The organism is Providencia sp. PROV200 (assembly GCF_049901995.1).
In the GTDB taxonomy this organism is placed as follows: domain Bacteria; phylum Pseudomonadota; class Gammaproteobacteria; order Enterobacterales; family Enterobacteriaceae; genus Providencia; species Providencia rettgeri_E.
In genome coordinates this window covers 345,286-357,463 of the sequence record NZ_CP096307.1, presented here as the reverse complement: position 1 = coordinate 357,463, position 12,178 = coordinate 345,286, and the positions used below count along the sequence as shown (strand labels likewise).

Genomic DNA, 12,178 nt, shown 5'->3' with positions numbered 1-12,178 from the left:
ACGACAAATGGCAATTAAAAATCATAACTACCAGATGGCAAAATTTGTCATCAGTGCACCCGATATCCGCCATCTACCTAAAGATACCGGAATTGAGGTGGCTTTTGCTGGCCGCTCTAATGCGGGGAAATCCAGTGCATTAAATGCATTAACACAGCAAAAAAGCTTAGCACGTACCAGTAAAACACCAGGAAGAACTCAGCTAATCAACCTATTTGAAGTTGAGGAAGGCGTTCGCCTTGTTGACCTTCCAGGCTATGGTTATGCCGAAGTTCCTGAAGAAATGAAACGTAAATGGCAGCAAGCACTCGGGGAATATCTCCAAAAAAGAGAATGTATTAAGGGGCTTGTTGTATTAATGGATATCCGTCATCCATTAAAAGACCTCGATATGCAAATGATTGAATGGTCTGTTGCAATGAATGTGCCCGTTTTAGTTTTGCTCACTAAAGCAGACAAACTTGCCTCTGGCGCAAGAAAGAAACAGTTAATGGAAGTTCGCCAAGCACTTGCTCCTCTTGAAGGGGATATTGAAGTGGAATACTTTTCAGCGCTGAAAAAGATTGGTGTCGATAAACTCCGCATTAAGCTAGATAGTTGGTATAACACACCAGCTTGATTTCTTTTATTGTGAGCCAGAAATGGCTCATTATTGCCTTATATCTTCTAATCCACTGAATTTTAGATAAAAAAATGCTCCAGTCAAAAAAACTTTGACTGGAGCAGCTAATATTCAGCTAAATCCGATTACGTGAAGTAAAAGGTCTGAAAGATAGAACATCTTACCTCTGTACCCTACACCTATTAATGTACTTTATTTTTCGCTCGAAAAAAAGCCTTTTTGTAATTTTTTTTCAAAGCTGCCCACGATTCAGCATAATAACACACATAAAATAAGACAAAAAACGGATTTTAATTACATATTTATGAGATGTATGTCGCATAAAAATGTTATCCATTTTCTGGCGTTTCACCATAAAATAATTGATTTATTGCAGAGTTAGATTAAATTTCTAGTAAATTATTTCAAACGCATAATTATCGGTTATGCCTTTATTGAAACATAAAAAAACCTCCAATAACGTCTTGGAGGTTTCTATATTCAATACAGTTAAAAATTAATGGGCTTCATCCCAGTTATCGCCAATCCCTACATCCACTTTTAATGGTACATCGAGTTTCATACTTTGTTCCATTAATGACTGAACTTGAGCTTGGACACGCTCTAGTTCAGATTCTTTGACCTCAAAGACCAATTCATCGTGAACCTGCATTAGCATGTCTGCATGCGGTTTTTCCGTTTGCAACCAATTATCAACGGCAATCATGGCTTTTTTAATGATATCCGCAGCGGTTCCTTGCATTGGCGCGTTGATCGCTTCGCGTTCCGCTGCTTTACGGCGCATCCCATTACTGGATTTAATATCTGCCAGATATAAACGGCGCCCCTCAAGTGTTTCAACATAGCCTTGTTCGGAAGCCTGTATACGTGTGTTTTCCATGTAACGTAATACACCAGGGTAACGTTCAAAGTAAAGATCCATATAGCGCTGCGCCTCACCACGAGGGATCCCTAATTGACGCGCTAAGCCAAACGCACTCATGCCATAGATAAGCCCGAAATTAATCGCTTTGGCACTGCGGCGTTGGTCACTAGTGACTTGTTCCAGTGGTACACCAAAGACTTCAGCGGCTGTTGCTTTATGGATATCTTTCCCTTCCGCAAATGCCGTTAATAGGCCTTTATCTTGGGATAAATGCGCCATAATACGCAATTCAATTTGTGAATAGTCCGCAGCCATCACTTTGTAGCCTTCACGTGCAACAAAGGCTTGGCGGATCCGACGCCCTTCTTCGGTTCTCACTGGGATGTTTTGTAAGTTAGGATCCCGAGAAGACAAACGCCCTGTTGCCGTGACAGCTTGGTGGTAAGAAGTATGAACGCGCTGAGTACGCGGGTTAATCATTAGCGGCAGTTTATCCGTGTACGTGGATTTCAATTTGGCTAAACTACGGTGCTCAAGCAATAATTTCGGCAATGCATGGTTCAGCGCCAATTCCTCAAGTACTTCTTCATTGGTCGATGCAGCCCCACTTGGCGTTTTCTTTATCACTGGCAATTGTAATTTTTCGAATAAAATCGTTTGCAATTGCTTTGGTGAAGCGAGGTTAAACTCTTCCCCTGCAAGTTCGAAAGCCTCTTTTTCCAATTCAGCTAAACGGGCAGTAATCACTTTTGACTGCGCTGCAAGTACGTTTGCATCAATTAAAACGCCTTTACGCTCCATACGCACTAACACAGGCACAAGTGGCATTTCAATATTTTGGAAAATATGATTAAGCTTTGGTTCTGCCTCTAATTGTGGATATAACGCGTGGTGCAATAATAACGTGACATCTGCATCTTCTGCCGCATAATTAGCGGCTTCTTCTAAGGCGATTTGGTTAAATGTTAGCTGTTTTTTGCCTTTCCCTGCAATCTCTTCAAAGCTCACCGTTTTGTGGTTCAAATGACGATCGGCCAAGCTGTCCATATCATGGCGTCCCATCCCCGCAACACTGTTTAATACATAGGATTCCAGCATGGTGTCATAACCAATGCCTTTTAATTCGATGTCATAATTCTCAAGAACTTCTGCATCATACTTCAAGTTTTGGCCAATTTTGAGGATGTTTTCACTCTCAAGAATAGGCTTCATAAGTTCCAAAACCTCTTTCAGAGGAAGCTGTACTGGCGCATCAAGGTAATCGTGGCCTAATGGTAAATAAGCGGCGTGCCCCGGTTCAATTGCAAATGACATTCCCACTAAACGAGCTTCTTGGGTATCTAAGCTATCGGTTTCAGTATCAAAAGCAAATAATGATGCTTTGCTTAATTTTTCAACCCAGCGCTCTAAATCGGCTTTTTCTAGGATCGTTTGGTAATTTTCGGCACACAATGTTGGCGCAGTTGGGGCTGATGGCTTCGCAGGTGATGTTGCTGGTGTTGGGCTTGCTTTCGCACTTGAGCCTTTACCCTCCATCCAAGTCCCATTTTCAACATCGGCTAGCCAACGTTTAAATTCATAACGACTGAATAATCGATGCAGTTTATCCACATCAGGTTGAGCAACTTTCAGCTCTTCACACGTTTTTTCCAGCTCAACATCCGTTTTAATGGTCGCTAATTGGTACGATAAAAAGGCAACATCACGGTTTTCCGCCATTTTAGGAGCTAACGTTTTAGAGCCTCTAAAACCTAATGGCGCGATAGCTTCAAGGTCATTATAAATTGCGTCTAAGCTACCAATACCTTGCAGTAAAGCGAGTGCTGTTTTTTCACCAACACCTGGCACGCCGGGAATGTTGTCTGATGAATCCCCCATTAAGGCTAAAAAGTCGATGATAAGTTCAGGGGGAACACCGTATTTTTCTTTGACTTCATCAGGCCCTAGAATAGTGTTATTCATGGTATTGATTAGCGTAATATTAGGTTCAACTAATTGCGCCATATCTTTATCGCCCGTACTGATTAACACAGGTATACCTTTTCGGCTTGCTTCACAGGCTAATGTCCCGATAACATCATCAGCCTCTACGCCTGAAACAACAAGTAAAGGCAACCCCATCGCTTCAACCATTTCATGCAATGGGCCGATTTGAGCGCGTAAATCATCAGGCATGGGTGGGCGATGAGACTTATAGCTTTCAAACAATTCATCACGAAATGTTTTTCCCTTCGCATCAAAGACAACCGCTACATGGCTAGGTTTATACTGCATAATTAAACTGCGTAGCATATTAAGCACGCCATACATTGCCCCTGTAGGCTCACCTGCACTATTAGTCAGTGGAGGAAATGCATGATAAGCACGGTATAGGTAAGAAGAACCATCAACCAAAATAAGGGGGTTTTCTGCAATCTGAGCCATAATCTGTCATCATCTTTTTAGTCAGGAACGAATGCTAATAGGATGCCATAATGTAGCCTCAGATACATCCCAAGTTTTATATTCTGCTTAGTTAGATAACTAAAAACACACCAAAATCATCCACTATTATGAGTACACCATTGATTACAGTTAATTAAAATTAATCACGCCGATTAACTAAGTATCTGACTAACATCCTGTGGATAAGCTTGTGTGTAAATTTATGTTACTCAGTAAATTCAACAAGTAACATGGCTATTAATAATATAAACAGAAAAGTAAAATCAAAGAGTTAGCACATAATTGAATGGATTTAACACACGTGAAAGAAAGTCTTAGAATTGTGGATATTACGAGAAGAAAATAGACGATGGTGAGTATACCACCGTCTATGTACGATTACTTTTTACTGATTAAGAAGTTCACAACGTTAGAGAACTCTTTACCATAATCAGCCGCATTATCAACTGAGATACCGTTATTACGAACTTGGTATTTACCATCAACAAATAGTGCAGGAACACCGCGAAGTTTTAAGTCTTGCGCTGCGTTTTGCTGTTTTGCAACGATAGATTTCACGACAAAGCTATTTAACGCTGCATCATATTCTTCACCCGAGATACCTGCTTTGATAAAAGCATTACGGATATCAGCTTTACTATTGATAGTTTGCGTTTTTTGGATGCCTTCAAATAGGATAGGTGTCACTTTGTCTTCTGCTTTCAGGACAATCGCAACAGCCCAAGCTTGGGTTAAATCAGCGCCTAAAGGACCAAGAAAGTCAACGTGATAGCGTTCCATCTTCACGCCTTCTGGCAAGTTTTTCTCTACGGTTTGAGGCACTTTATACACACTCTCAAATTGATAACAGTGTGGGCAATAAAATGAGAAGAACTCCAGAACCTGTGGTAAATTTGGGACAGCTTTAACATCAGTATACTCTTTACCTTCCGTGTAGTTTGCCGCTGCAGCACTAAAAGACATGGCAATACCAAGCAAAGCCAACATAATTTTTTTCATAGACTACATTCTCCAAAAACAAAAACTTAAAAGTTAAAACTGAGGGGTTAACTGCAAAGGGGCGTCTTGCAACCGTTCAATTTGTTGATTAAATTCGAGCGATTGTTTTTGCCAAAAATCATCAGCTTGTAGCCATGAAAATGCTCTAGGAAACGCAGGGTCTTGCCAGCGGCGGATAACCCACCCGAGGTAATGTACCATGCGCATTGCTCTAAGAGGTTCAATAAGCTTCAGCTGTTTTACATCAAAATCACAAAACTCATTATACGTTTCTAATAACGTATCCAATTGAATGACTTGTTCTTGACGAGAACCATTAAGCAGCATCCAGATATCTTGGATTGCAGGCCCGTTTCGAGCATCATCAAAATCCACCATCCAAGATTCATCGCGCCATAGAATATTACCTGGATGGCAATCACCTTGTAGGCGAATAGATGAATGTGAATCAGGCCATTGTAATTTTACTTGTGCAATCAATGCATCTAAAGATGCCATAAATTGGGCTTTATAACGTTCCGCAATCAAAGGACTCGATGCCATCACTTGGCGGGGTTGCGCCAAATATTCATCGACGCCTATTGTCGGACGAAATGCAAAATTTTTACGCTGACCAATTTGGTGTATACGCCCTAATAAGTGGCCTACACTTTCTAATTGAAACAAATTGTCGGTTTCATATTGCCTGCCACCGATACTCGGAAAGATTGCAAATATAAACCCACCAAATTCCAATACCGTTTGCCCTGCAAACTCAAGAGGTGCGGCTACAGATAAGCCTTCGTCTCGTAGTTCTAAAGTAAAATCGTGCTCTTCTTGAATTTGTGAGCGGTTCCAACGTTCAGGCCGATAAAATTTAACCACATAACGTTGCCGATTTTCGTCTTGGAACTGATAAACACGATTTTCGTAGCTATTTAATTCAAGTAGCCCTGATTCGGGGTAAACCCCAACTTCCATTAAGGCATCTAAAATTAAGTCAGGGGAAATTCCACTAAAATGGAAATTCGAATGTTCTATTTCATCCATCGCGCTTTAGTCTTTAATGATGCCACGGGCACGCAAAATAGCGGTTTTAAAGTCATCTTCATAATCTTTTTTTAAACCCGGGATCGCTTCATTGCTGTCCGAGCCACGCATTTTTAAATGATAAATCAGCACATCGTCTGTTAACTCAGATAAACTACCTTTAAAGCCGGCTTCATCAGCCAATTTTTGCAATAATTCTACCAAGTTTAAATCTGAATTATCTTTCCAGACAGGATGCAGAAGCTCAATAACTTCATTTAAGCGATGGCATTTCATGTTTATTCCTTTATCACGAATATTTGATACAAGTTACCAATAATCATACAAGAGAAAAAGCGAACTGTTGTCAATCTACGTAAAGTTTAACGGCAATACGCACGAATATTCATTGATTTTATAGCAAAATAGAATAAATTTTAGTAATTACTATACTCGAAAGTGTTTTATACGAATGTTGAAACATTTTCTTGAAGATATTCAAGGATATTGAACATGTCATTTCGTCAGTCAATAACCGGTGTGATACTCGCTGGTGGCCGAGGCACTCGAATGGGGGGGCAAGATAAAGGGTTGGTACTTTTATCGGGAAAGCCGCTTTATCAACATATTTTAGCACGCTTACAACCTCAAGTTGGCGAAGTACTCATCAATGCAAACCGTAATCAGGCACGTTACAGCGAAAGCCAATTGACCGTTATTTCTGACTTAAATAACCATTTTTCTGGCCCATTAGCAGGAATGCAATCTGCTTTGCACCACGCGACAACTGACTGGTTACTGTTTGTGCCTTGCGATGTTCCTGCATTTCCTCTTAATTTAGTGGAAAAAATGTTTAGTGAGAAAGAAAAACATTTAGCCTGCTACGCTTGTGATGCAGAACGAGAACACCCTACATTTGCTTTATTACATCGGTCACTAAAAACTCAACTCGATGATTACCTTGCAAGAGGTGACCGTAAATTAATGCTATTTATGCATGAAGTTAATGCAAAAGGCGTTATTTTCTCACCCGAGTCAGGTTCATTTGCGAATCTTAATACACTGGAAGATAGCCGTAACTGGGAGCTACAACAAAAAGAATCATGAAGCAAAATACTCTACCCCTACTTGGAATTACCGCTTACAGCGGCACAGGAAAAACGACCCTATTAAAAAAAGTTATTCCTTTGCTCAAGCAACGCAACTTGCGCGTTGGTTTAATTAAACACACTCATCATGACATGGAGGTGGATAAACCAGGCAAGGACAGCTTTGAATTACGTAAAGCTGGCGCTGACCAAACGCTTGTTGCCAGTGAAAAACGCTGGGCATTGATGACTGAAACCCCCGACGCGAATGAGATGGATCTACGCTATTTAGCCAGCCGTTTCGATCCCACTTCATTAGATCTGATCCTCGTTGAAGGGTTCAAACATGAAACGATCGACAAAATTGCCTTGTTCCGTTCTGAGGTGGGTAAGCCGTTAAACGGCTTAATTGATGACTATGTGGTTGCTGTTGCCAGCAATGAAATCATTGATACAAATGTGCCGCAGTTAGATATCAATAGCCCAGAACAAATTGCTGATTACATTGTGTCTTGGTGGCAAAAAAGTGTCTTGGTGGCAAAAACAGTTAAATAGGCGCAACACGGTCATTGGTCATGCAAAAAAGAGATTGGCTGAATTGACCGTGTGAGTTCACATTTTCATGCTTTGCTATTTGAATAATCCAAAAAGTTTAATTACAGTATTTGAAAATTAAGTTATTGGATTGTTACTGCACTTATCATGCAGGCAAAACCTGATTAGTCAATGAATTGTCATTGTGCTATCAGGTTTTTTTCGTTTCAGGGGAAACAAAATGCAGATCGCAAAAATTTTAAACAACAATGTGGTCGTTGCCCTAAATGAACAACAGCAAGAAATTGTCATCATGGGGCGTGGACTCGCCTTTCAAATGAAGGTTAATGACTTTATCGATCCTAAAAAAATAGAAAAAATCTTTGAGTTACGTAGCCATGAATTAACAAACCGATTAAGTGAACTGTTGAGCCAAATACCGATTTCTGTCATGCAAGTCTGTGACAAGATAATTGAAAATGCGAAAAGTAAACTTGGCAGCCTACATGAAAGCTTATATATCGTTTTAACTGATCACTGTAATTATGCAATTGAAAGACAACAAAAAGGCCTCGCTATCACTAATACTATGCTATGGGAAATTCAGCGACTTTATCCAAAAGAGTACCAGTTGGGGTTAGCGTCACTGGCCTTAATTAAGCAAGATTTAGAGATTGAGTTACCCATCGATGAAGCTGGGTTTATCGCGTTACATTTCGTTAATGCGCAGCTTACAGGGGAAATGCCTGTTGTTATGCAAACGATGGACGTGATGCAAGAAATCATGAACATTGTGAAATATAACCTAAAAGTTGAGTACAATGCAGAAACATTAAGTTATCAACGCTTCGTTACTCATTTAAAGTTTTTTGCCCATCGCATGATGAGTAATACGCCAGTACCGAATGATGATGTTTCTATGCATCTTGTGATTAAAGAAAATTATGCCATTGCTTGGCAATGTGCCGAAAAAATAAGCCAGTTTTTACAGAAAAAATACCAACGAGACTTAACAGATGAAGAACGTATGTTTCTTACTATCCATATTGAGCGCGTGAGAAAAGAGAACGCGTTACAACAAAATTAAATTCGCTATTTAACTGACAACGAATAAAAACCGAATGGATTGTTACCACCAACTCATGGTGGGCAAAACCTGATTATCACTCGCCTCATTAGGCGAGTGTGCATCAGGTTTTTTTTTGCATATTCATTAATAGCGCTAGTGTTCATCATAAAGTGATAAAGGAATATTTATGAAGTACCAACCTTTAGCAGAGCAGATAATTAACGATGTAGGCGGCCAAGACAATATCGTCAATGTCATTCATTGTGCAACGCGTTTGCGTTTTAAGCTTAAAGAGATAAAAAAAGCCAACCCTGAGCATTTAAAGCAAAACTCAGAAGTGATTACCGTTGTTGAAAGCGGGGGCCAATTTCAGGTAGTTATTGGTAACCATGTACATGAGGTTTATAACGCAATAAACCAACTCATTGGCAAAGAAGATGCAACGACAGAACATTCCCTAAAAGAAAGCGGTCAGATAGCTAACGAGAAAAAAGACAAAGAAAATATTCTTAGCCATTTTATCGATATTGTCTCCAGTATATTCACACCAATACTCGGCGTGATGGCAGCCTCGGGGATTTTAAAAGGTTTCCTTTCTTTATCTGTCACTCTTAATTGGTTATCAGAACAAAGTGCCACTTATAAATTATGGTTTGCTGCCAGTGACTCATTATTTTATTTTTTCCCTTTAGTTCTCGGTTATACCGCGGGTAAAAAGTTTGGAGGAAGCCCATTCTTAACCATGGCAATTGGTGGTGCTTTAGTACACCCATCAATGATAGCGGCATTTCAACAAAGCCTTAATGGTTCGGCTACTGAATATTTTCTAGGTTTACCTGTTACATTCATTAATTACAGTACTTCCGTTATTCCTATTATCTTTGCAGCTTGGCTGAGTTGTTTATTAGAAAAGCAGCTGAATACTTTATTGCCTGCTGCGATGAAAAACTTCATCTCGCCACTCTTATGTTTACTGATTATCGTTCCTCTCACTTTCTTGGTTATTGGCCCATCAGCAACCTGGTTAAGCCTATTAATTGCAGATACTTTCCAAACTATTTATAACTTTACCCCCGTTATTGCTGGTGCATTTATGGGGGCGATTTGGCAGGTTTGTGTTATTTTCGGCCTACATTGGGGCATTGTTCCCATTAGCATCAATAATCTTAGTGTTTATGGACAAGATGCGCTGGTTCCATTGCTTCTTCCTGCCGTTGCGGGGCAAGTCGGTGCAGCACTTGGCGTCATGCTAGCCACTCGCAATGCAAAGATGCGGATTATGGCAGGCTCTTCCGTCACCGCAGGGATCTTTGGCATTACCGAACCCGCCGTTTATGGTGTCACTTTACCGCTGCGCCGTCCCTTTATTTTTGGCTGCATCGGTGGTGGTGTCGGTGGTGCAATCATCGGTTATAGCCAAACGCTGACCTACTCTTTTGGCTTAGTCAACATTTTCACTTTCACACAAATCATTCCTGAAAGTGGTTTCAATAATACCGTTTGGGGAGCGATTATTGGATCATTGCTTTCTTTTGTTTTTGCTTGCCTAGCAACGCGCCTCTTTGGGCTTAAACATGAAACTAAACTCATTCAACCTACCCATGTTCAAGCTCAACCCGTGACTGACAATGATATTTTGTCCCCTATGTCTGGGCACTCACTTCCACTAGCAAATGTCCCTGATGAAACATTCGCCAGTGGATTACTCGGACAAGGTGCCGCCATTGTCCCAACTGTTGGCGCAGTCTATGCCCCATTCGATGGTGAAGTTGGCTCATTTTTTAAAACTGGCCATGCGCTAGGTCTATTAAGCCAAAGTGGAATTGAATTATTAATCCATGTTGGCATCGATACCGTAAAACTCGATGGGCTTTACTTTACCCCTCAAGTTAAACAAGGGGATACATTCAAAGCCGGTGACCTTCTTCTCACCTTTGAATTAGAAAAAATTATTGAGGCTGGTTATGACTTAACAACGCCAATCATTATTAGTAATAGTGATGATTACGCCGCCGTTGAAACAACCTTGCTGAACCAGACAATCAATTCTGGACTTACATTCATGACAGTTAATCCGAAATAAGGAATTAAAATGATGACCAAATTTCCGAATACCTTTTTATGGGGTGGCGCAATTGCAGCAAACCAAGCCGAAGGAGCATATTTAACGGCAGGGAAAGAATTAAGTACATCTGATGTTCAGCCAAATGGTATTTTTGGAGAGCTTGTTGAACGAAATGATAACGACCAATATATTAAAGATGTCGCTATCGATTTTTATCATCGCTATCCAGAGGATATCGCACTTTTCGCTGAAATGGGTTTTACCTGTTTACGCACCTCTATTGCATGGAGCCGTATATTTCCACTTGGTGACGAATTAACAGCCAATGAAGACGGCCTCGCTTTTTACGATAGTTTATTTGATGAAATGGCGAAATATAACATTCAACCCGTTATTACTTTATCCCATTATGAAATGCCCTATCACCTAGTGACAGAGTATGGCGGTTGGGGAAACCGTAAAACAATTGAATTTTTCGAACGTTATGCACGTACCGTCTTTGAGCGCTATAAAGATAAAGTCAAACTGTGGCTGACATTCAATGAAATCAATATGTCTTTACATGCACCAATGACTGGCGTAGGCCTGCCTGAAAATAGTTCTCCTTCAGCAGTTTACCAAGCAATTCACCACCAGCTCGTTGCCAGTGCAAGAGTCACGAAAGCCTGCCATGACATTATTCCTGATGCCAAAATCGGTAATATGTTATTAGGGGGTCTTGTTTATCCATTAACTTGTAAACCTGATGATGTGTGGGAAACCCTGACGGAAAATCGTAAATGGCTGTTTTTTGGTGATGTACAGTGTAGAGGGCAATACCCAGGCTATATGCTGCGTTATTTTAAAGACCAGCAAATTAATATAACGATTACAGAAGAAGATAAACGCGATTTACAGCATACCGTGGACTTTATCTCATTCAGTTATTATATGACGGGTTGCGTGACTGCGGATAAAGATGAATATGAGAAAAAACGCGGAAATATTCTCAGCATGGTTCCAAACCCTCATTTAGAAAGTTCAGAGTGGGGGTGGCAAATAGATCCCAAAGGGATGAGAACACTTTTAAATTTATTATGGGATAGATACCAAAAACCATTATTCATTGTTGAAAATGGATTAGGCGCTATTGATGAAATAACGCCTGAAGGAGAAATTATTGATGATTATCGTATTCAATATATCAACGACCATTTAGTTCAGATACACGAAGCCATCCAAGATGGTGTAGACATTATGGGCTATACCAGTTGGGGGCCGATTGATATTGTTAGCGCATCCAAAGCTGAAATGTCAAAACGCTATGGTTTTATTCATGTTGACCGTGACAACCAAGGTAATGGCTCTCTCGAAAGAAAACGTAAAAAAAGCTTTTATTGGTATCAAAGTATTATTAAGAGCCAAGGAGAGTTATTACGCTAATAAAATAAATACCTCAATATAATAAAAAATATCTCGGGATAATTTATTTATCTCGAGAGCC

10 protein-coding genes are annotated in these 12,178 nt (G+C 40.2%); 6 read left to right on the top strand and 4 right to left on the bottom strand.

Features of this window, described 5'->3' with window-relative positions:
- The first annotated feature begins 7 nt into the window (after nucleotides 1–7).
- Complete coding sequence (gene yihA / locus M1E86_RS01605; protein WP_125891687.1) at nucleotides 8–619, top strand: ribosome biogenesis GTP-binding protein YihA/YsxC; 612 nt, start codon at nucleotides 8–10, stop codon at nucleotides 617–619.
- Nucleotides 620–1,118: 499 nt separating this feature from the next.
- Here yihA and polA read toward each other — a convergent pair whose 3' ends face one another.
- From polA to M1E86_RS01585, 4 genes are all read right to left on the bottom strand, one after another.
- Nucleotides 1,119–3,911: a DNA polymerase I gene (gene polA / locus M1E86_RS01600; RefSeq protein ID WP_213913584.1), complete on the bottom strand. Its 2,793-nt coding sequence runs from the start codon at nucleotides 3,909–3,911 to the stop codon at nucleotides 1,119–1,121.
- Nucleotides 3,912–4,310: 399 nt separating this feature from the next.
- Complete coding sequence (gene dsbA, locus M1E86_RS01595; protein ID WP_125891689.1) at nucleotides 4,311–4,931, bottom strand: thiol:disulfide interchange protein DsbA; 621 nt, start codon at nucleotides 4,929–4,931, stop codon at nucleotides 4,311–4,313.
- A gap of 33 nt (nucleotides 4,932–4,964) precedes the next feature.
- Nucleotides 4,965–5,960 (bottom strand): serine/threonine protein kinase, encoded by a 996-nt coding sequence (locus M1E86_RS01590; protein WP_426099232.1) that lies wholly within the window; start codon nucleotides 5,958–5,960, stop codon nucleotides 4,965–4,967.
- A 6-nt stretch (nucleotides 5,961–5,966) separates the two neighbouring features.
- Entirely contained in the window at nucleotides 5,967–6,236 is a 270-nt protein-coding gene (locus M1E86_RS01585; protein ID WP_004262581.1) for a YihD family protein, read from the bottom strand.
- A gap of 216 nt (nucleotides 6,237–6,452) precedes the next feature.
- Here M1E86_RS01585 and mobA point away from each other — a divergent pair, with 216 nt between their 5' ends.
- The 5 genes from mobA (at nucleotide 6,453) to M1E86_RS01560 (ending at nucleotide 12,117) form a co-directional block, all read left to right on the top strand.
- Complete coding sequence (mobA, locus tag M1E86_RS01580) at nucleotides 6,453–7,046, top strand: molybdenum cofactor guanylyltransferase MobA (protein WP_125891691.1); 594 nt, start codon at nucleotides 6,453–6,455, stop codon at nucleotides 7,044–7,046.
- Entirely contained in the window at nucleotides 7,043–7,582 is a 540-nt protein-coding gene (gene mobB / locus M1E86_RS01575) for a molybdopterin-guanine dinucleotide biosynthesis protein MobB (protein WP_213913581.1), read from the top strand. Before mobA ends, mobB begins: the two co-directional genes overlap by 4 nt.
- Nucleotides 7,583–7,802: 220 nt before the next feature.
- Complete coding sequence (gene licT, locus M1E86_RS01570; protein WP_213913579.1) at nucleotides 7,803–8,648, top strand: BglG family transcription antiterminator LicT; 846 nt, start codon at nucleotides 7,803–7,805, stop codon at nucleotides 8,646–8,648.
- Nucleotides 8,649–8,817: 169 nt separating this feature from the next.
- Nucleotides 8,818–10,713, top strand: a complete 1,896-nt coding sequence (gene bglF, locus M1E86_RS01565) for a PTS beta-glucoside transporter subunit IIABC (protein ID WP_213913578.1) — start codon at nucleotides 8,818–8,820, stop codon at nucleotides 10,711–10,713.
- Between the two features lie 12 nt (nucleotides 10,714–10,725).
- Nucleotides 10,726–12,117 carry a glycoside hydrolase family 1 protein gene (locus M1E86_RS01560; protein WP_213913601.1) on the top strand — a complete coding sequence of 464 codons (1,392 nt, stop codon included), beginning with the start codon at nucleotides 10,726–10,728 and terminating at the stop codon, nucleotides 12,115–12,117.
- The last annotated feature ends 61 nt before the right edge of the window (nucleotides 12,118–12,178 follow it).